This window comes from Gordonia sp. 11cp (assembly GCF_057767225.1).
The window spans coordinates 916,557-935,375 of sequence record NZ_CM173437.1; the positions used below are offsets into that span (position 1 = coordinate 916,557).

The following is an 18,819-nucleotide window of genomic DNA, read 5'->3' on the forward strand; positions in this document are numbered from 1 at the left end:
GTGTTGGGGGGCGGTGCTTTCAGTTGTCGGTGCGGTACTGCTCGAGCTTGTCCGGATCGATCTCGAAACCGATGCCCGGCGCGGCCGAGCGGTGCAGGTGGCCGTCACGGATCTGCAGCGGTTCGGCCAGCAGGTCGTCACTCATGTCGAGGAAGTTCGACAGCTCACCGGCGTAACGCGAGGTCAGATCGAAGGCGCTGCCGAACGCGAGCGCACAGGCCGTCCCGACCTGGCCGTCGATCTGGTTGCCCATGACGACCGGCACGCCCAGGCCCTCGGCGAGGTGGTGGATGCGGCGCGACGTGGTGAACCCCGAGCGTGCGGTCTTGATGCTGATGGCGGTCGCCGACCGGCCGAGGATCTCGCGGGTGACGTCGGCGGGGGTGGGCACCGATTCGTCGGCGATGAACGGCACCGCCAGCTGTTCGACGAGCCAGCGCCGGCCGAGCACATCTGCTGCGTCACAGAGCTCTTCGGCGAACAACAGATCGAGGTCGGCCATCTCCCGCATGGCTCGCGCGGACTCGGCGGCCGACCAGCCCCGGTTGCCGTCGACGTACAGTTCGACGTCGCCGCCGAACCGCTCGCGGAGCGCGCGGACGACCGCGGTGTCGAGGGAGGCGGGGTGACGCCCGACCTTCACCTTGAACGTGCGGATCCCGTAGGTGTCGACCATTTTCTCGGCTTCGGCGACCATCGCGGCCGGCTCGGCGAAACCGAGCATGTGGCTGACCCGCATCCGGTCGGTGTAGCCACCGAGCATGTCGCCGACCGGGAGTCCGAGAACCTTGCCCAGCGCGTCCCAGATCGCCATGTCCACAGCCGATTTCGCGGCCGGATTGCCGATCGTCCGGGCCATCCGGGCGGCGACGACCTCACGCTCGAGCAGGGTGAGGCCGACGACGGCAGGCGCGAAGATGCCCTCGATCACGGCGATGATGCCGTCCTGGGTCTCCCCGTAGGTGAAGGGCCGGGGCGGCGCCTCGGCGACGCCGACCACCCCGGCGTCGGTGTGCACCCGGACCAGCACGTGGGTCGCGGCGTGCACCTCACCGGAGGCGAACCGCAGCGGCTTCCCGTAGGGGATGGCGAACGGTATCGCCTCCACAGCAGTGATTTTCACGATGTCTCTCCAGATCGCGCACCCGGACGGGCGCTCACGGAACGATGGTCGGCGAGCTGGGTCTCGCCGGGATCGGGGGCGAAGGCGCCGGCGATGACCTCGGCGACCGCGGCGACGACCGGGTCGTCGGCGCCCGACCTCCACGCGAGTGCGACCTCGACGGTGTCGGCGTCGGCGAGGTCGCGCACCACGAGGCCGTCGAGAGGCAGTGAACGCACCGAGGCCGGCAGCAGGGAGACACCCAGGCCGGCGGCGACCAGCGCCAGCAGCACAGCGGTACCCGGCGCCTGGTGAGCCCGATGCGGAACGAAACCCGCTGCGCGACAGGCACGCACCGCGGCATCGTTGACCGCCGAGTCCCGGCTGTCGTAGAGCACGAACGGCTCGTTGCGAAGGTCGGCGACCGAGACCACGGGTTCGACGGCGAGGCGGTGATCGACCGACACCGCGAGCACCATCGGCTCGACATCGATCACCTTCGTCGCAATGCCCTCACCGATCGCCGGCGGGCGGAGCACCCCGAGGTCGAGGCTGCCTGCCCGCAGGGCATCGCACTGCCCCGGCGTGAGCATGTCGGACCGGATACGGAGATCCACGTCGGGCAACTCGCGCTTGACGACTCGTGCGATACGCGGAAGGTGGGAGAAGGCGGCGATACCGGTGATGCCGACCCGGACGAGACCGCTGCGGCCGGCGGCGATCCGACGCACGCCGTCCACGGCTTCGTCCACGCCGGCGAGGATCCGTTCGGCCTGGACTCTGAGGTACTGGCCGGCCGGGGTCAGCGACACCTGCCGAGTGGTCCGTGTGAAGAGCGTGACATCGAGTTCGGCTTCGAGCTGCCGGATGGCGTACGACAGCGCGGGTTGCGCCACATGCAATGACTCCGCCGCCTGGCCGAAATGGCAGGTGTCCGCCACCGCGGCGAAATACCGCAAGTGCCGTAGTTCCATGACCCGCCTCGTCTCGCCGATCGACCCACCGCGGCTGTGACCGCGGACACGTCTCACGGTAGATCGCCGATCCATACATGACAAAGACACAAATTGGGTGGATTGATCGATGACATCGATCAATCAACGCCGACGGCTGGACCGAGGCCGGCAAGCGAGGCCGCCATCGGCCGGGTTGAACTGTTTACCTGCGTGACGCGCAGCGTCACACACCGGCAACAAACACCCCAGAGACTTGGACACAAGTTTGGATACGAAGCAAGCAACGTCCATGAGGAGGGCTCGTGCCCGCACCGACCGCACCAGGGATCCACATCAGCGGCCTGAGCAAGACGTTCAGGACGCGGACCTCACACACAACCGCGCTCGACGATGTGACCATCACCAGCCGCGAGGGCGAATTCGTGACCCTCCTCGGACCTTCCGGATGCGGCAAGAGCACGATTCTCCGGATTCTCGCCGGCCTGGAGACCGCGGACGAAGGCACGGTACTGGTGCACGGCGAGACACCTGCGGACATGCGCAAGCATCATCACCTGGGGATCGCCTTTCAGGAAGCCGCCTTGCTGCCCTGGAGGTCGGTCCGGACCAACATCCGCCTGCCGTTCGAGGTGGCGGGCAAGAAGCCCGATCACGAGCTGATCGACGAGCTGATCGAGTTGGTCGGGTTGTCCAATTTCGCCGACTCGCGCCCTCACCAGTTGAGCGGAGGGATGCGGCAACGGGTCGCGATCGCCCGTGCGCTGTCGGTACGGCCCAGGGTTCTGCTGCTCGACGAGCCCTTCGGGGCTCTGGACGACATGACCAGGCAGCGACTGAACATCGAGCTCCTCCGGATCTGGACCGAGCGTCCGGCCACGACGCTCATGGTCACTCACGGGATCGCAGAGTCCGTCTTCCTCTCCGACACCGTCTTCGTCATGAGCGCTCGCCCCGGGCGGGTGCAAGAGGTCGTGTCGATCGATCTCCCTCGGCCCCGCACTCCGGAACTCATGCGCACGAGGGAATTCCACGACTACGTCGACCACATCACGGCGCTCGTGTTCGAGTCGGAACGAAGCACCCGCGCGACCGGCCAGCCGCTGGTCGTGGAGCGGGCGTCGTGACCCACGGCGCCGTCAAGCCGACCATCGGTGCCCTGATCCTGCTCGCGGCGTGGCAGATCACCGGGATGACGGGGGTCCTCGGTCCGGGTATCGCGCCACCCACCGACATCGTCGAGCGCATGATCGGCGATGGTTTCGAGTTCTACGGAATCCACATCTGGGCGACCTTGCAGTCGGCCGGACTGGGTTATGCCGCAGGCAACCTGGCGGCCGTGGGGTTGTCGATCCTGGTCGTGGCCGTCCCGCGGCTGGAGACCGTGGCCATGCAGATCGGGATCGCCTCCGCATGTGTCCCCCTGGTCGCGATCGCGCCCATCATGGCGTCACTGTTCAGCGGCGACGCCGCGGCGATCATCATGGCGGCGATCTCGGTGTTCTTCATGACTCTCGTTGCGACCGTGAGCGGCCTCAAGAGCAGCGACAAGACCACCGAGAACGTCATCCGCGCCTACGGCGGAGACCGCATGATGGTGCTTCGCAAGGCACAGTTGCTCTCTGCCCTCCCCCGGATGCTGACGGCGTTGAAGATCGCGATCCCCGCCGCGTTTCTGGGCGCGATCGTCGGTGAGCTCATGGGTCAGCAACGCGGTCTGGGAGCTGCCCTGGTCGTGGCCCAGCAGGGCAGCGACGTCACCCGGAGTTGGGCGCTCGCAGCCATCGCGGCGCTGCTCACCGGCGTCCTGTTCATCCTCCTGGCGGTCGTCGAACGCCTCGCCACCCCATGGGCTCCCAGCACGAATCGAGGTCTGACGTGACGATCACAGTGAAAAGTACGCCATCCCCGGTCACACCGAAACCGCCTGCGGCTCCGCGGCAGAGCCGGTCCCGTGGTGTTGCGCATCGAGTCGCCGGCAGTCTCGTGACCTTCACTGTGTCGGTCGTAGCTATCCTGGCGATCTGGACCGCCTTCATCGCAGTCATCGACGTCAGCCCGTTCGTGGCCAAGACACCACTCGACATCTGGCAGTATCTCATCACCGATGATGCGGCCGCCGAGCACCGGAACTCGATCCTGCAGAGCCTGACTCACACCCTCGGCAACGCCGCGCTCAGCTACCTGTTGGGTATGGGGGCGGCCGCGTCGGTCACCCTGGTCTTCTACTTCACCAGGATCCTGGAGGACATGTTCCTGCCGACGGTCACGGCACTCAGCACGATCCCCACCATCACGTTCGCACCCATTCTCGTGTTGATCTTCGGGCGGGAGACCCTGGGCGTGGCTGTCATCGGAGCCGTCGTGGTGTTCGTTCCGGCCCTGCTCCTCATGATCCAGGGGATTCACACGGCCCCGAAATCCGATGTACTGATGTGCCGCGCATTCGGCGGATCGCCGTGGGCGATCTTTCGCAAAGTCTCTCTACCGCACGCTGTTCCGACGTGGATCATGGCCGCGCGCATCGCGGTGACCACAAGTGTGATCGGCGCGCTCCTGGGCGAGTGGCTGGCCTCGGGCGAAGGACTGGGCGGCCAGATGCTGAGCGACGCCAACACCTTCGAGTTCGACCGGCTCTGGGCGGCGGTGGCCATCCTGACGGTCACGTGTATCGCCCTGTACAACATCGCCGGAATCGCCGAGAAGGCGGTCAACGCGCGATTGTCCCTGTCGCAGTGACGATCTGTCACACCTCGTTCGAATCACCCCCGACTCTCGGATTCCCACGACACAAAGGAAGCAACCAGTGAACAACGGATTCAGCCGGCGAAGGTTCCTCGGCGGTGCAGCCACCCTGGCAGGTCTGGCGGCAGCGGCCCCGGTCTTGGCCGCGTGCAGCAGCGGAGACGGCGGCGCGAGCGGACTCGGCATTGCGTCGCAACGCCTGGCATTCGTTCCCAACTCACAGTTCGCCGGCGCGTACGTCGCCGACAGCAAGGGTTACTTCATCGAGGAGGGTTTCAGTGGCGTCGAGCTCATCCCCGGTGGGCCGACTGCGCCGCCCATCGAATCCGACGTCCTGGACCGCGCCCTGATCGGGGTGTCGCAGGTTGCGCTGGTGGGTGCCGCGATCGACAAGGGCGCGCCGTTGAAGATCATCGGTGCGCTGTACCCGAAGAACGCCCGATGCCTGCTGTCGATGGCCGACAACCCGATAGCGTCGGTCGACGACATCTACGGGAAGACGATCGGCGTGGCGTCGTCGGCACAACCGATCTGGGAGAACTTCATCAAGTCGGTCGGTCTCGACGAGAGCCGATTCCGTACGATCCCGGTCCAGGGCAACCCGATCGGGATAACGGCAGGAGAGTTCGACGCCTATCTCGGATTCCTCAACAACCAGGTGATCGATCTGCAGCAGAAGGGTTTCGAGGTCACGACGCTGACCCTGACCGATGCCGGATACCCCCAGGTGGGCCAGACGTACATCACCACGACCGAGAACATCGAAACCAACCGCGATGCGCTCGTGGGCTTCCTGCGGGCCGAGATCCGGGGATGGCTCGATGTTCTCGCCGAACCGCAGTACGCCACCGACCTCACCGTGAACCAGTACGGAAAAGATCTCGGGCTCGACCCGGCGAAGGAGTACGCCGCCGCGATCGTGGGCAACGACTTGATCACCGACTACGGAGCGCACCGCCAACCCATCTCCATCACCGAGGCACAGGCCGAAGAGAGTGCCCGGGCCGTCGCCAAGGGCGGTATGAACCTGTCCGTCGAGGACCTGTTCGACCTCAGCATCATTCAGCAGGTTCACCAGGACGATCCGGCCCTCACCTTCACCGCCTGATCCCGACACTCGTCGCGCCCGCACCAATCTCGCACACAACCCGGAGGAAACACATGTACGACAACACCGGTGACATCGTCGTCACAGGAGGCACGGTCATCTCCCACGATGGCCGCGCCCAGGTGGACATCCGTATCCGCGACGGCAAGGTCGTCGCGGTCGGTCAGGATCTCGTCACGCCCGCAGCACGCGTTGTCGACGCCACGGGGTTGCTGGTCTTCCCCGGTCTGATCGATGTGCACGTCCACCTGCGAGAGCCGGGAATGACCGAGAAGGAGGATTTCTACACCGGGACACGGGCCGCCGCTGCCGGCGGCGTCACGACCGTCGTCGACATGCCCAACACCTACCCCCCGGTGACAACTGCTGAACTCTTCCGGTCGAAGCTGGACATGGTGAGTCCGAAGGCGAACGTGGACTTCGGCCTCTACGGGATGATCGGCCAGGACAACTCGGCTGACATAGCCGGGATGGCCGAGCTGGGCGCCATGGGTCTCAAGCTCTTCATGGGGCAAACGACTGGCGACAACCGTTGTCCCACCGACGATGCGATCTTCCGGGGACTCGAGGCGGCCCATGCAGCCGATCTCGTGGTGGGCGTCCACGCCGAGAACGACCACATCCTGCGATTGCTCGGCGAGCGTCTCCGTGCCAGCGGACGGACCGACCCACGCGCGCACCTGCTGAGTCGTCCCGACTTCATCGAGGTCGAGGCCGTCACCCGGATCGCGACGCTCGCATCGGCGGCGGGAACGAAACTCCACATCCACCACCTCTCGACGGCCGCGGGGTTGCGACGTGTGCGGGCCCTGCGCGCAGAAGGGCACGAGCTGACTGCCGAGGTGCTGGTCTCCCACCTGCTCCTGGATGACACCGCATACGAGACCTACGGCAACCTGATCAAACTCAATCCCCCCATTCGCCCACGCTCCGATGTCACCGCCCTGTGGGACGGGATCGCCAACGGCTCGATCGACATGATCGCCACCGATCACGCCCCGCACACATGCGACGAGCAGGCCGAAACCGATGTGTGGAAGGCCTTCGGCGGGTTCATCGGGGTCGAGACCATGCTGCCCCTGATGCTCACCGCGAGCGCCGAGGGCCGGATGACGTATGAGGACATCGCCCGCTTGTGCTCGTACACCCCGGCACGACGGTGGTCGATGGCCCAAAAGGGCCAGCTCTCACCCGGTTTCGACGCCGACTTAGTGTTGGTCGACCCGGCGAAGGAACACAAGCTCTCGGCCGACGCCCTGCATTCCCGTCACAATGTCACGCCGTACGACGGATGGACGGTCGTCGGCGAGATCCAGGCGACCTATCTACGGGGTCAGGAGATCTACGCGCAGGGAGAACTCACCCGGGAACGCCACGGGCGGCAGGTGTCCCCCGCCCGCGCAGTGGCACCTCGCGCAGTGGTCGGTGCCGTCGGGCAGGGTCGATCATGACCGACGGTCACGCCATCCGCGCCGAGGCGGTCGCCAACTGCATCGCCGAATTCCGTGCGGCCGCCTCCGCCGACGCACACTTGGGCGCCTCGGACGCGGTCAGGTTGTCGGGGGTGGGAACGACGGCCGCCCGGGCGGTCCGCGGGAGCCTGCTGCACGACGCACTGGCAGCAGAACGACTGACGATCGGTGGCGTCTCCGACGCAGACGAACCGAAAGTCCTGTTCGACGATCCTGATTGGCATCTCGCGTTGGTGCTCAGCCCGTGGAAGCAGCAAGTCGCCACGCAGGTCGATGCCGTCACGCACAGTGCGAAGCTCACCGAGGTCATCGACACGGTCGTCCGGCATGGCGGTGGTTCGGTCGGCGTGAACACGAACACCTTTGCAGCAGAGGCTGCGCTGCAAGCACTCTCGGGCGGGACCCCGCCATCGCACATCGTCATCCTGGGATCGGGTGGCTCGTCGAACTCGGTGGCAGCCGCCGTGATGCGGCTCTGGCCTGATGCCGAGATCGTCGGTGCGGCCCGGCGGCCGGAACAGCTGTCACACTGGCCGGAGACCTACCGCGCGCGAGTCGTGGCCGCCGGCGATCTGCACGCGGCCCTGTCGGGTCTCCGGCGCCTCGTCGTGGTGAACACGACGACCTGGGGTGAGACCGACGAGTCCGAAGAGCAGCCGTTCGGCTTCGACCTCGACACGATGTTCCAACTGGAGGCAAGCCTGTTCGACCTGAACAATCGCGTGTCCGAACTGCAACGAATCGCGCTGTCAGCTGGTATGCCGGTGATGTCGGGCGTCTACATGCAACGTACTACCAACGCCTGCCGGGCGGCGCTGATCAAGGAGCTCTTCAGATGAACGGTGGCGACATCATGCTGGGATCGTCCCTCGGTTACGAGGCGACCGATGCCCGGGAGCGGGTGTATCTCTATCTGCGACAGAAGATCACGACCGGCGAGCTCGTCGGGGGGATCCGGTTGGTCGAGGAGCAGATCGGGCAGGAACTGGGGATCAGTCGAACCCCCATCCGGGAAGCGCTCCAACGCCTGGTCAGCGACGGTCTGGTGGTGCGGGTACGCCGAGGACAGATGATCGTCGCCGCGGTCGACGACGAGACCCGTGCCGAACTGCACAAGATACGCATCGCCTTCGATCAGGTGGCAGCCGAACTGCTCACCGAGAAGGCCGGCACCGTCGACTGGCAATCGCTCTACGAGCTGCTGGAACCACTCCGAGACGCCTACCACCAGCACGGTGTCGGCAGCCCGCAGTTCGCGATGGCACACCTCGACCTGCACAACGCGATCAACCGTGCTGCCTTCAGCGCCTTCACCTCGAGATACATCGAACGGCAGACATTCCTGTATCCGTCGGATGACTACGTACAGCAACCCGGTATCGACCCCATCGCCCAACATCATCAGCTGTTGCAGGACCTGTCCAGCGGCGACCTCACGCGCGCACGGGAAGCCCAACGCGTACATGCGATCCGGGCAACCGAATCCGCCGGTCCGCACGACCACACCCATCCGGAAGGAAACCACGAATGAGTCGGGAACAGAACACTGTCTGCATGTTCGTCAACGGACAGGCGATGCGCGGCGGGCCGTTGAACGATGCGCTGGTCAACGCGACGTTCCGAGGCCCGACGCGGACAGCGGCGAAGTACCGGTTCTACTCGTTCAACGACGAGTTCCCAGGGCTGTGCACCGCCGACGGCGACGAGGGCTGGCACGTGCCGGGTGAACTGTACGAAGTGACGTACGCCGACCTGTACCGTGACCTGCTTCCCCGCGAACCGGAAGAGCTCGAGCTCTCAGTGGTCCAGTTGGAGAACGGATCTCACTCGTTGAGTATGGTCTGCCGCCGCGAGCCGGTGGACATGGAAGCCCAGGAGATCACCGTCGCCGGCGGCTGGCGGGAGCACCTCGGCATCACCATCTAGGCGATCTACACCCCGGCCGCTGCGTAGCCCGCCGTCCGGTCGGTGACGGGTGCACCGGTCTTGGCCTCGACGATCCCCAGGTCGACGCCCGGGGCGAACTCCACGACGTCGAATCCCGTTCCGGCGATGTCGAACACGCCGAGATCGGTGATGACCCGGCTCACCACGGCGCGCCCGGTCAGCGGGAGAGCGCAGCCCTCGAGCAGCTTGGGTTCACCATTCTTGGTGACATGGTCCATCAGCACGATGACCCGGCCTGCACCGTTGACGAGGTCCATGGCGCCGCCGATGCCCTTGACGAGTGCACCCGGCACCATCCAGTTGGCGAGGTCGCCGTTCATCGCGACCTGCATGCCACCGAGGACCGCGACGTCGACGTGACCGCCGCGGATCATCGCGAAACTCGTCGCCGAATCGAAGTACGACGCTCCGGGCAACACCGACACGGTCTGCTTGCCGGCGTTGATGAGGTCGGGGTCGACCTCGTCGTCGTAGGGAAACGGTCCGACGCCGAGGATGCCGTTCTCGGCGTGCAGGTGGACACCGGAGTTGTCGGGCATGAGGTCGGGAATCATGGTGGGCAGCCCGATTCCCAGGTTGACGTAGTCGCCGGGGGTGAGTTCACGGGCGGCGCGGGCGGCCATCTCGGTACGGGTCCAGGTCATGTCGACACTCCTAGGCTGACGGCGATGCGGTGGGACGTTCACGGACGGTGCGCTTCTCGATCCCCTTGCGCGCAACTTGGTCCGGGGCGAGTTCGACGATCCGCTGCACGAAGATGCCCGGCAGATGGATCTCGTCGGGTCCGAGTTCGCCGACCTCGACCACCTTCTCCGCCTCGACGATCGTGATGCGCCCGGCCATTGCTGCCGGCGGGTTGAAATTGCGTGCGGCAGCGTGGAATCGGCAGTTTCCGTCGGTGTCGACCACCGCGGCCCGGATGAGTGCGTAGTCGGTGACGATCGACTCCTCGAGCACCATCTCGCGACCGTGGAAGGTCCGGACCTCCTTGGGCGGCGACGCCTCCGCGATGGTGCCGTCGGAGTGGTAGCGCCAGGGCAGCCCGCCCTCGGCGACGAGCGTGCCGACCCCGGTGGGGGTGAAGAACGCCCCGATCCCGCTTCCGCCGGCGCGCATGCGTTCGGCAAGCGTGCCCTGCGGGGTCAGTTCGACGGTGACCTCGCCGGACAGGAATTGGCGCCCGAACTCCTTGTTCTCCCCGATGTAGGACGCGACGACCCGGTCGATGCGACGGGCCTCCAGCAGCAATCCCAGGCCAGCGCCGTCGGTTCCGCAGTTGTTGGAGACGATGGTCAGGTTCGCCGCACCCTGCTCGAGGAGCGCGTCGATGAGGAAGCCGGGGATGCCGGCCAGCCCGAAGCCGCCCACCGCGATGCTCGCGCCGTCGGGGATGTCGGCCACCGCGTGTGCCGCCGACGCCGCGAGTTTGGTCGGGCCGCCGGGACGGTCGACGACCGTCGTCGTGGCCGAGCTGTCGAGAGTGCTCATGGCTGCTCCAGGTGTTCGATCAGTGCGGGAGTGATGATGTCGGGTTGCTGCGCATTGGCCAGATGAGCCGATTCCGGGACGACGAGCAGTCGACCGTGCGGCACGGCGTCGGCTATCTCGCGCAACAGATCCGGCGGGGTGGCCGGGTCGTCGGCGCCGGCGATGGCGAGCGTGGGCGCGATGATCGACGGCAGGTCGGGCCGCTGATCCATCAGGGCGACCGCCTCGCAACAGGCCGCGTATCCCTCGGCCGGGGTGGCGGCGACCATGGCTTCGTACCCCTGTCGCGCCTCGGTGTTCGCGGCGAGGTATCCGGGGGTGAACCACCGCTGGACCACGGCCGCGGCGACCGCCGAGGTGCCGTCGGCGCGCACGAGCGCGGCACGGTCGGTCCAGCCCTGTGCGGGCGGCAGGTACGCCGCGGTGCACAGCAGGGCCAGGCGGTCCACGCGTTCGGGATCACGCGCGGCGACGCGCATCATGGTCATCCCGCCGAGCGAGAGGCCGACGAGGTGTGCGCGTTCGATGTCGAGGCGGTCCAGCAGGGCGATCACGTCGTCGGCCAGCTCGTCGATCGAGTACGGGCCCTGTGGCACAGGCGAATCGCCGTGCCCTCGGGTGTCGTAGAGTACGACCCGGAACCGCTCTTCGAGCGCGGCGATCTGGGCGTCCCACATCCGGTGCGTCGACCCCAGTGAATTGGACAGCACGACCGCCGGCCCGTCGGGTCGCCCGGTGACGACGGCATGGACCTGCACGCTCATCGGATCGCCTCGAAGATCGCCGCGAGACCCTGTCCGCCACCGATGCACATCGTCTCCAGGACGTACCGGGAGTCGCGGCGGCGGGCTTCGTAGGCCGCGGTGGCGAGGATGCGCGCACCGGTGGCACCGATGGGATGGCCGAGGGAGATGCCGGATCCGTTGGGGTTGAGCCGTTCGTCGGTCGGGTCGATCTTCCACTCGGCGAGGCAGGCGAGCACCTGGGCGGCGAATGCCTCGTTGAGTTCGATGAGGTCGATCTCGTCGAGCGTGAGGCCGGCGCGTTCGAGTGCGGCGGCGGTGGCCCCGACCGGACCGATGCCCATGGTCGCGGGCTCACACCCGGTGACCGCCCAGGAGCGCAGCGCCAGAAGGGGTTCGATCCCGCGATGCTCTGCCTCTGCGCGCGTGGTGACCACGCACATGGCCGCGCCGTCGTTCTGGCCGGACGCGTTCCCGGCCGTGACCGTCGAGTCGGGGTCGATGCCGACTCGGATCGGACGCAGGGCGGCGAGTGATTCCGCGGTCGCGTCGGCCCGCGGGTGCTCGTCGCGATCGACGACGGTGTCCGGCCGGCCCCGCCGTCCCGGGATGGTGACCGGCACCAGTTCGTCGGTGAAATGTCCGCTGTCGTGAGCCGCGATCGCCCGTTCGTGCGAACGGGCCGCCAGGGCGTCCTGCTCGGTCCGCGAGATGCCGTATCTCGCACGCAGGTTCTCGGCGGTCTCGATCATCCCGCCCGGAACCGGGTGCGACTCGCCGCCGGCCGTCAGACGCCCGCGATCGAGACGGTCGCGGAGTTCGACGCCGCCCTGTTTGATCCCCGACCGGAGGCCGAGCGCGTAGTGCTCGACGGTCGACATCGACTCGGCACCGCCGGCGACGACGAGGCGGGCACCCCCGGTCGCCACGGCTGCGGCGCCGGTCAGGATCGCCTGCAGGCCGGAACCACAGCGACGATCGACCTGCATTCCGGGTACTCCGACACCGAGGCCGGCATCCAGCGCCGCGATCCGGCCGAGCGCCGGTGACTCTCCGTTGGCGTAACCCTGCCCGAGGATCACGTCATCGACATCGCCCTCGCCGAGCCCGGTGCGTTCCGCGAGTACGCGAAGCAGGTCGGTCGCCAGCCGGGTGACGGGAACCGATGCCAGCGCACCACCCATGCGCCCGACCGGGGTACGCAGCGGCGAACAGACGACGACATCGGAACCCGCGTCCATGGTGAGAGGAGCCATGCGCTCCACCTTAGGAACTGTCGTCGATATGGAGAAGTACTCGTATCGCAGAGTTTGATATGCAATAGATATCAAACGACTACACTGGCGGTATGGAGCTCCGCCATCTGCGGTACTTTCGCGCCGTCGCCGAGGAATTGCACTTCGGCCGGGCCGCGCAGCGACTCCACATGGCCCAACCACCGCTGTCGCAGCAGATCCGCCAACTCGAGGACGAGCTCGGGGTCGCGCTGCTGGTCCGGTCGACGCGTCGCGTCGAACTGACCCCCGCGGGTGCGGACTACCTGCAGCGAGTGGAAGCGATCCTGGACTCGGTCGACGCCGCCACACGGCAGGCGCAACGGATCGCCGACGGACGCCAGGGCAACCTCGCGATCGGGTGCGTGGGTTCGGCGACCTATTCGCTGCTGCCCGCGCTGGTGCGCGCCCTGAGTGTCGAACTACCCGACGTGGACGTCAGCGTGCGCGGCGAGATGCTGGCACCCGCCCAGATCGCCGCGCTCGCGTCCGGGGACATCGACCTCGCGTTGTTGCGCGTCCCGATGGACACGACCGGCCTGCAGGTCGAATCGATCCGCCGCGACCGCCTCATCGTGGCACTGCCTCACGATCATCGGCTCGCCCACGGCGCACCGGATGCGACCGTGGACTTCGCACTGCTGGCCGGTGACGACTTCGTCGTGCATGCGGGCGGCGGGAAGTCGCTCATGCACGGCGTCCTGTCGGCCGCCGCCGGACGCGCGGGTTTCGTCCCGAACATCCGGCACGAGGTCGAGGAGACGTCGACGCTCCTGACACTGGTCGCCGCCGGGGTGGGGGTGGCCCTGGTCCCCGAACCCACCTCGGCGCTCGGCGTACCCGGCGTCGTGTACCGGCCGCTCGATGCCCCCGAGGAGGTCGAACTGGCCGTGGCGTTCCCGGACGGGCGCCGAACCCCACTCGTCGACCGGGCCCTGGCGGTGTTGCGTACCCTCTCCTGAACGCCGCAAACCCACCCTTTTTCGGTATTTCCACCCACCACATAGGGGGTGGAAATACCGAAAAAGGGTGGGTTTGCGAATGTTTCGGATCAGCGGTGGGTGAAGTTCGGGTCCCGCTTCTCGACGAAGGCGGCCATGCCCTCGGTCTGGTCGTCGGTCGCGAACGTCGAGTAGAACAGCGCGCGCTCGGCGCGGACACCCTCCACCAGGCTCGACTCGAAGGCACGGTTGACCGCGTCCTTGGCGGCCGCGGCGGCGATCAGCGACTTCGAGGCGATGACCTCGGCGACCTCGATCGCGGCGGCGCGGCAGTCCTCCTTGGGCACCACCCGCGAGACCAGGCCCAGACGCTCGGCCTCGTCGACCTTCATCTGCCGGCCGGTGAGCACCATGTCCATCGCCTTGGCCTTGCCGACGGCGCGGGTGAGGCGCTGCGAACCACCGATGCCGGGGATGACGCCGAGGTTGATCTCGGGCTGACCGAAGACGGCGTTGTCGCCGGCGATGATGGTGTCGCACAGCATCGCGAGTTCGCAGCCGCCGCCGAGGGCGTAGCCGGTCACCGCGGCGATGATCGGCGTACGCGCCCGCGACAGCTCATCCCAGGCGCCGAAGAACTGCTCGTTCACCACATCCGCGTAGGACTTCGATGACATCTCCTTGATGTCGGCGCCCGCGGCGAACGCCTTCTCCGAACCGGTGATCACGATGGCGCCGATCCCCTGGTCGACGTCGAACTCCTTGACGGCGCCGACCACTTCGTTCATCAACTCGGTGTTGAGCGCGTTCAGCGCTTTCGGGCGGTTGAGGGTGATGATGCCCACCCGGCCGCTGGTCTCGACGACGATGGTCTGGTGTTCGGTCACGGTGAGTCCTCTTTCGGTTCGATGACGGGCGGGATGTTACGGGCTGACCCCCACCCGGGGAAGGTCTCGGTTTAGACGGTCGGGAACGTGAGGTCGCCCGGCAGCGGCGCGAAGAACGCGTCCACGGCGTCCTCGGAGAACGCAGCCCACTTCGGGTTGCGGTCCTTGTCGATGACCTGGGCTCGGATCCCCTCGGCCATGTCAGGATGCAGCAGGCAGCGCACCGAGACGCGGAATTCGCGCACGAGCGAGTCCTCGAGGGTCGCGTCACCGGCCGCCTCGCGCAGCGACCGCAGCGTGACCGCCAGCGCGGTCGGGCTCTTCGCGGCGATCGCGTCGGCGGTCTTGTCGGCGAACGGCGAACCCACCGCGCGGCATCGTTCGATGATCTCCGGGACAGAGTCGGCCGCAAACGCTTCCGCGATCCACTCACGGTGTTCGGCGAGTTCGGAGGCCGGCGCGTCGACGGCGTGCGCGGACAGTGCCGCCTCGACTCCCGACTCGCCGATCGCGGCGAGGAACGCCGGCAGCGACTCCGATGGCACGAAATGATCGGCCAGACCCATCGCGAGGGCATCGGCGCCGCGCAGGTGGCCGGCGGTGAGACCGGCATAGGTTCCGAGTCCGTCCGGAACGCGTGAGAGAAGATGTGTGCCACCGACATCGGGCACGAACCCGATGCCCACCTCGGGCATCGCGAGCTTCGTGCGCTCGGTGACGACGCGGACGTCGCCGTGCGCGGACACCCCGACACCGCCGCCCATCACGATGCCGTCCATGATGGCGACGTACGTCTTGGGATAGCCCGAGATCAGCGCATTCAGCCGGTACTCGTCGAACCAGAACTTCGCCGACGGCGACTGCTCGGCCTCGGTGTCGGTCGACCCCGGATTCCCGCTCAGCGCGGCCGCATCGCGATGGATGGCGACGATGTCACCACCGGCGCAGAGCCCACGCTCGCCGGCTCCCGAGAGCACGACGGCCTCGACCGCGTCATCGGCCGCCCAGGCCTCGAGGTGCTCGGCCATCGAGCCGACCATCTCGTGATCGATCGCGTTGATGGACTTCGGACGGTTCAGGACCAGCGACCGCGCCGACCCGTTCTTCTCCGTCAAGACCGATGGTTCCGACACGGACGAACTCCTCTCCACACCGACAGGCTCCTCAGATGGTTGCATATCCTAGTAACCCGGGTCCAGCCCCAAGTCAGGTTCGGCCACAGTCAGGTTAGGGTTACCTCATGGGCTATTCCAGAGCACGCGTTGCCGACGTCGCCGACCTGACGCCCAATCTGCGTCGCATCGTCTTCGACGTGACCGATCTGCCAGGACTCGGCCTACCGGGCGGCGCCGACGAAGCCGTGGGCATCTACTTCCCACACGAACCCGAGCGTGTCACACCGGATATGGAATGTCGCGACGGCACGTGGGCCTACTACGACATCGAGCCGGCCCCCGATGGCCGGAACTACTCGATCCGTTCGGTCGACCACTCCGCCGGCACGATGGTCGTCGACTTCGTCATCCACGCCGCCGGACCCGCGACGCTGTGGGCGCAGCGCGCCGAAGCAGGGCACGACGTGGTGATGACGCACGCCCGGAGCTGGTACGCACCACCCGCCGGCGTCGAGCGCCTGGTCCTCGCCGCCGACCTCGCCGGACTCCCCGCCCTGGCCCGGATCCTCGACGAACTGCCCTCGACCGACGGGGTCACCGCCGTGGTCGAGGTGCCCGCTCCGACCGAACTGTCGTACCTGCCCGAGCGCGACGTCGAGCTGATCACCCTCGTGGGCGGGAACTCCCGCACCCCGAGCCGGCTCGCCGACACCGTCTGCGGCCTCGACCTGCCGACCTCAGGCGCCTACTGCTGGTTCGCCGGCGAGGCCGCGGAGTCGCGCGCGGTGCGCAAGCACCTACGCGGGGACCTTCGCTGGGACCGCCGGTCCTACGACGTCATCGGCTACTGGCGTGTCGACGCCGAACGCTGGACGCGGGCCTACGCCGAACACGGCGCCGAACTGTTCGCCGTCTACCGCGAGGCGCTCGCCGACGGCAAGAGCGAGAAGCAGGCCTCAGAGGAATTCGACGAAGCGCTCGAACGGGCGGGACTGTGAGACCGGACGAGCCGTCCGGCGCGGCTGAGGTATATAGTTAGATAATTGCTTGTAGTTCTCGCCGAAGCTGCCGCCGGTGGCTTACCCATCGCCGGAAGGATCCCGAAGTGGCGCGCCTGTTCACAACCCCGCGACCGACCTCGAATCACACTGCCGCACAGCTGCTCCTGCGCGCTGCAATCGGCGGGACGATGATCGCCCACGGGGTCAAACACGCTCGCAGCCTGGCCGGAACCGCCGGATGGTTCGGTTCGATCGGGTTCAAGCAGCCCAAACTGCAGGCCCAGGCCTCGGCCGTCGTCGAGATCGGTTCGGGTGCCGCCGTCGTCGCGGGTGCGGGCACTCCCCTCGCCTCGGCCGCCATCGTCGGCACGATGGCGGTCGCCGCCCGCTCGGTGCACCAGCCCAACGGATTCTTCATCACGTCGGAGGGGTGGGAATACGTCGCCAACCTGTCGGTTGCGGCCATCGCCCTCGCGGCCATCGGTCCGGGACGTTTCAGTGTGGATCGTGCACTCGGCATCGACACCAAACTGACGTCGGGACAAGCGGCTGCGGTGGCGGCCGGAGTCGGGCTGACCGCGGCCGGGGCGCAACTCGCGCTCTTCCACCGGCCTCAGTAGACGACTCCATCCGAGGACGCCGCCGGACGCCCGTCGTCCGCGGCGGCTTCCCGGTACCGCGCGACCTGGCCCTTCTTGGGGGCGCGATACATCGCCCACAGCAGCTTCGGGATCCCCTGGACCGGAAGCGGCCTCGGCCAGGACCGGGCCCGCATCAGGGCCTCGGTGCCGCCGTCGACGGTGATAACCGCGCCCGCCATGAAGTCGGCCGCGGGCGACAGCATGAGCATCACCCACGCGGCGAGCTGCTCCGGCGTCCCGAACTCGCGCACCGGGACCGGGAAGGATCTCACGCTGTCGGCCTGCGGGCCGTCGAGCTGGGCTTGCAGCAGTGGGGTCATCACCGGTCCGGGTGCGATGACGTTGATCCGGATTCCTTCTCCCGCCCACTCGGGTGCGGTTCCGTGCAGTCGGCACCAGTGGGTCACCGCGATCTTCGACGACGCGTAGGCGACCGGCCCGGTGACACCCCGTCGGCGGCGGATCACGCGGGTGGCCCCCTCGGCGTCACCGTTGACCAGCCTGCGCACCGCACCACCCGGCACCAGCGGCGTGACCGTCGTCGAATTCGAGCCGAAGACAACGACTTTCGCGTTGTCCACAGCAGCCAGCGCCGGGCGCCACGCAGTCAGCAGCTCCGTGACACCGAGGACGTTGACTTCGACGATCGTCCGCTCGCGCCCCTTGGCCGGGCCCATCCCAGCGGCCAGGACCGCACCGTCGAGCGTGCCGCCCGCCCTGGCCATGACCTCTGCCGCCGCCGTGTGGCGACCCTCCGGCGTCGACAGGTCGGCGACGACATCCGCGTCTTGCCGGTCGACGCCGATGACCGTGTGACCCTCGGCCCGCAGCGACCGCGCCACCGCCGCCCCCATGCCCGACGCCGATCCGGTCACCGCGTATGTCCCGCCCACGGTCACCCCAGACCCTTCTTGTAGGGGTCGACGCTGTCGGTGGTGCCGTGCCGGTGCTGGGTGCGTTCGTAGGCGTCGTTGAAGGCCCGTAGTTCGTGCAGGAGAGCCTGCGGCGTGCCCGGATCGAGGTCGGCGAAGACCTGCTCGAGCCGTTGGGCGCGCAGCAGCCCGTCCCGCCGGAAGGCCTTGCTGCCCTCCTCGGTGGGGCGGATCAGCTTCGACAGTGAGTTCTCGACCTCGAAGCGCTCGACGTAACCGTGTTTGATGGCCGCGTTGACCTGGCGGTTGACGGTCGACTGCTCGAGGCCGAGCTCGGCGGTGAGCTCTCTCAGAGTGCGTGGCCTGCCATCGGAGAGCACCCACAGGATGGCGAACGCCGATCGTTCCAGTCCGGCGGCCGGATGGACGAGGCTGCGACGCCGTGACATCCGCAGCAGCTCTTGCGCCAGATCACGATGCACCGCCGACTGCCACGGCGCATGCTCCTCCGACATTCGTCCTCCATCCCT

The 18,819-nt window shown here is 67.4% G+C and carries 21 protein-coding genes; 11 read left to right on the plus strand and 10 right to left on the minus strand.

What is annotated here, in order from left to right:
• Positions 1-19: 19 nt before the first annotated feature.
• Both AC3B6C_RS03850 and AC3B6C_RS03855 read right to left on the minus strand, forming a co-directional pair.
• Positions 20-1,123 carry a mandelate racemase/muconate lactonizing enzyme family protein gene (locus AC3B6C_RS03850; RefSeq protein WP_488375033.1) on the minus strand — a complete coding sequence of 368 codons (1,104 nt, stop codon included), beginning with the start codon at positions 1,121-1,123 and terminating at the stop codon, positions 20-22.
• Complete coding sequence (locus tag AC3B6C_RS03855) at positions 1,120-2,076, minus strand: LysR family transcriptional regulator (protein ID WP_488375034.1); 957 nt, start codon at positions 2,074-2,076, stop codon at positions 1,120-1,122. The genes AC3B6C_RS03850 and AC3B6C_RS03855 overlap by 4 nt, the downstream gene beginning before the upstream one ends.
• Before the next feature lie 284 nt (positions 2,077-2,360).
• Here AC3B6C_RS03855 and AC3B6C_RS03860 point away from each other — a divergent pair, with 284 nt between their 5' ends.
• From AC3B6C_RS03860 to AC3B6C_RS03895, 8 genes are all read left to right on the plus strand, one after another.
• Positions 2,361-3,182 (plus strand): ABC transporter ATP-binding protein, encoded by an 822-nt coding sequence (locus AC3B6C_RS03860; RefSeq protein WP_488375037.1) that lies wholly within the window; start codon positions 2,361-2,363, stop codon positions 3,180-3,182.
• Positions 3,179-3,937 (plus strand): ABC transporter permease, encoded by a 759-nt coding sequence (locus AC3B6C_RS03865; protein WP_488375039.1) that lies wholly within the window; start codon positions 3,179-3,181, stop codon positions 3,935-3,937. The genes AC3B6C_RS03860 and AC3B6C_RS03865 overlap by 4 nt, the downstream gene beginning before the upstream one ends.
• A gap of 104 nt (positions 3,938-4,041) precedes the next feature.
• On the plus strand, positions 4,042-4,794 hold the full coding sequence (locus AC3B6C_RS03870) for an ABC transporter permease (protein ID WP_488375040.1): 753 nt from the start codon (positions 4,042-4,044) through the stop codon (positions 4,792-4,794).
• Between the two features lie 67 nt (positions 4,795-4,861).
• Positions 4,862-5,908 carry an ABC transporter substrate-binding protein gene (locus AC3B6C_RS03875; RefSeq protein ID WP_488375041.1) on the plus strand — a complete coding sequence of 349 codons (1,047 nt, stop codon included), beginning with the start codon at positions 4,862-4,864 and terminating at the stop codon, positions 5,906-5,908.
• A gap of 53 nt (positions 5,909-5,961) precedes the next feature.
• A complete protein-coding gene (gene allB, locus AC3B6C_RS03880; RefSeq protein ID WP_488375042.1) occupies positions 5,962-7,359 on the plus strand; it encodes an allantoinase AllB in 1,398 nt (465 codons plus the stop codon).
• On the plus strand, positions 7,356-8,219 hold the full coding sequence (locus tag AC3B6C_RS03885) for a hypothetical protein (protein ID WP_488375044.1): 864 nt from the start codon (positions 7,356-7,358) through the stop codon (positions 8,217-8,219). The genes allB and AC3B6C_RS03885 overlap by 4 nt, the downstream gene beginning before the upstream one ends.
• Positions 8,216-8,911, plus strand: a complete 696-nt coding sequence (locus AC3B6C_RS03890; protein ID WP_488375046.1) for a GntR family transcriptional regulator — start codon at positions 8,216-8,218, stop codon at positions 8,909-8,911. The genes AC3B6C_RS03885 and AC3B6C_RS03890 overlap by 4 nt, the downstream gene beginning before the upstream one ends.
• A 23-nt stretch (positions 8,912-8,934) precedes the next feature.
• On the plus strand, positions 8,935-9,306 hold the full coding sequence (locus AC3B6C_RS03895; RefSeq protein WP_488375047.1) for an allophanate hydrolase-related protein: 372 nt from the start codon (positions 8,935-8,937) through the stop codon (positions 9,304-9,306).
• A gap of 5 nt (positions 9,307-9,311) precedes the next feature.
• Here AC3B6C_RS03895 and AC3B6C_RS03900 read toward each other — a convergent pair whose 3' ends face one another.
• The 4 genes from AC3B6C_RS03900 to AC3B6C_RS03915 are packed head-to-tail and all read right to left on the minus strand — an operon-like array spanning position 9,312 to position 12,814.
• A complete protein-coding gene (locus tag AC3B6C_RS03900; RefSeq protein ID WP_488375049.1) occupies positions 9,312-9,971 on the minus strand; it encodes a 3-oxoacid CoA-transferase subunit B in 660 nt (219 codons plus the stop codon).
• Positions 9,972-9,981: 10 nt separating this feature from the next.
• Positions 9,982-10,815, minus strand: a complete 834-nt coding sequence (locus AC3B6C_RS03905) for a CoA transferase subunit A (RefSeq protein WP_488375050.1) — start codon at positions 10,813-10,815, stop codon at positions 9,982-9,984.
• Positions 10,812-11,579 (minus strand): 3-oxoadipate enol-lactonase, encoded by a 768-nt coding sequence (gene pcaD / locus AC3B6C_RS03910; protein WP_488375051.1) that lies wholly within the window; start codon positions 11,577-11,579, stop codon positions 10,812-10,814. The genes AC3B6C_RS03905 and pcaD overlap by 4 nt, the downstream gene beginning before the upstream one ends.
• Positions 11,576-12,814, minus strand: a complete 1,239-nt coding sequence (locus AC3B6C_RS03915; protein ID WP_488375053.1) for an acetyl-CoA C-acetyltransferase — start codon at positions 12,812-12,814, stop codon at positions 11,576-11,578. Before AC3B6C_RS03915 ends, pcaD begins: the two co-directional genes overlap by 4 nt.
• A gap of 92 nt (positions 12,815-12,906) precedes the next feature.
• Between AC3B6C_RS03915 and AC3B6C_RS03920 the strand changes: the two genes are divergently transcribed.
• On the plus strand, positions 12,907-13,794 hold the full coding sequence (locus AC3B6C_RS03920) for a LysR substrate-binding domain-containing protein (protein WP_010842735.1): 888 nt from the start codon (positions 12,907-12,909) through the stop codon (positions 13,792-13,794).
• A gap of 89 nt (positions 13,795-13,883) precedes the next feature.
• On the opposite strand, the gene AC3B6C_RS03925 is transcribed toward AC3B6C_RS03920, so the two are convergent.
• Both AC3B6C_RS03925 and AC3B6C_RS03930 read right to left on the minus strand, forming a co-directional pair.
• The gene (locus AC3B6C_RS03925) at positions 13,884-14,660 is read right to left on the minus strand and encodes an enoyl-CoA hydratase (RefSeq protein WP_014928151.1); all 777 of its coding nucleotides are present in this window, start codon (positions 14,658-14,660) and stop codon (positions 13,884-13,886) included.
• 71 nt (positions 14,661-14,731) lie between these two features.
• On the minus strand, positions 14,732-15,838 hold the full coding sequence (locus AC3B6C_RS03930; protein ID WP_488375054.1) for an enoyl-CoA hydratase/isomerase family protein: 1,107 nt from the start codon (positions 15,836-15,838) through the stop codon (positions 14,732-14,734).
• A gap of 62 nt (positions 15,839-15,900) precedes the next feature.
• Between AC3B6C_RS03930 and AC3B6C_RS03935 the strand changes: the two genes are divergently transcribed.
• Both AC3B6C_RS03935 and AC3B6C_RS03940 read left to right on the plus strand, forming a co-directional pair.
• Positions 15,901-16,773 (plus strand): siderophore-interacting protein, encoded by an 873-nt coding sequence (locus tag AC3B6C_RS03935; protein ID WP_055474479.1) that lies wholly within the window; start codon positions 15,901-15,903, stop codon positions 16,771-16,773.
• 107 nt (positions 16,774-16,880) lie between these two features.
• A complete protein-coding gene (locus AC3B6C_RS03940; protein WP_010842731.1) occupies positions 16,881-17,396 on the plus strand; it encodes a DoxX family protein in 516 nt (171 codons plus the stop codon).
• On the opposite strand, the gene AC3B6C_RS03945 is transcribed toward AC3B6C_RS03940, so the two are convergent.
• Positions 17,390-18,316: an SDR family oxidoreductase gene (locus AC3B6C_RS03945; RefSeq protein WP_488375056.1), complete on the minus strand. Its 927-nt coding sequence runs from the start codon at positions 18,314-18,316 to the stop codon at positions 17,390-17,392. The two genes, AC3B6C_RS03940 and AC3B6C_RS03945, sit on opposite strands and share 7 nt — an antisense overlap.
• Entirely contained in the window at positions 18,313-18,804 is a 492-nt protein-coding gene (locus AC3B6C_RS03950; protein ID WP_488375057.1) for a MarR family winged helix-turn-helix transcriptional regulator, read from the minus strand. The genes AC3B6C_RS03945 and AC3B6C_RS03950 overlap by 4 nt, the downstream gene beginning before the upstream one ends.
• Between the last annotated feature and the right edge of the window lie 15 nt (positions 18,805-18,819).

What these genes read in the sequence shown, in the direction of transcription:
- AC3B6C_RS03855 (WP_488375034.1), bottom strand. Translation starts at nt 2,076, where the DNA reads ATGGAACTACGGCACTTGCGGTATTTCGCCGCGGTGGCGGACACCTGC.
- allB (WP_488375042.1), top strand. Translation starts at nt 5,962, where the DNA reads ATGTACGACAACACCGGTGACATCGTCGTCACAGGAGGCACGGTCATC.
- AC3B6C_RS03885 (WP_488375044.1), top strand. Translation starts at nt 7,356, where the DNA reads ATGACCGACGGTCACGCCATCCGCGCCGAGGCGGTCGCCAACTGCATC.
- AC3B6C_RS03890 (WP_488375046.1), top strand. Translation starts at nt 8,216, where the DNA reads ATGAACGGTGGCGACATCATGCTGGGATCGTCCCTCGGTTACGAGGCG.
- AC3B6C_RS03895 (WP_488375047.1), top strand. Translation starts at nt 8,935, where the DNA reads ATGTTCGTCAACGGACAGGCGATGCGCGGCGGGCCGTTGAACGATGCG.
- AC3B6C_RS03900 (WP_488375049.1), bottom strand. Translation starts at nt 9,971, where the DNA reads ATGACCTGGACCCGTACCGAGATGGCCGCCCGCGCCGCCCGTGAACTC.
- AC3B6C_RS03905 (WP_488375050.1), bottom strand. Translation starts at nt 10,815, where the DNA reads ATGAGCACTCTCGACAGCTCGGCCACGACGACGGTCGTCGACCGTCCC.
- pcaD (WP_488375051.1), bottom strand. Translation starts at nt 11,579, where the DNA reads ATGAGCGTGCAGGTCCATGCCGTCGTCACCGGGCGACCCGACGGGCCG.
- AC3B6C_RS03915 (WP_488375053.1), bottom strand. Translation starts at nt 12,814, where the DNA reads ATGGCTCCTCTCACCATGGACGCGGGTTCCGATGTCGTCGTCTGTTCG.
- AC3B6C_RS03920 (WP_010842735.1), top strand. Translation starts at nt 12,907, where the DNA reads ATGGAGCTCCGCCATCTGCGGTACTTTCGCGCCGTCGCCGAGGAATTG.
- AC3B6C_RS03930 (WP_488375054.1), bottom strand. Translation starts at nt 15,838, where the DNA reads ATGCAACCATCTGAGGAGCCTGTCGGTGTGGAGAGGAGTTCGTCCGTG.
- AC3B6C_RS03935 (WP_055474479.1), top strand. Translation starts at nt 15,901, where the DNA reads ATGGGCTATTCCAGAGCACGCGTTGCCGACGTCGCCGACCTGACGCCC.
- AC3B6C_RS03950 (WP_488375057.1), bottom strand. Translation starts at nt 18,804, where the DNA reads ATGTCGGAGGAGCATGCGCCGTGGCAGTCGGCGGTGCATCGTGATCTG.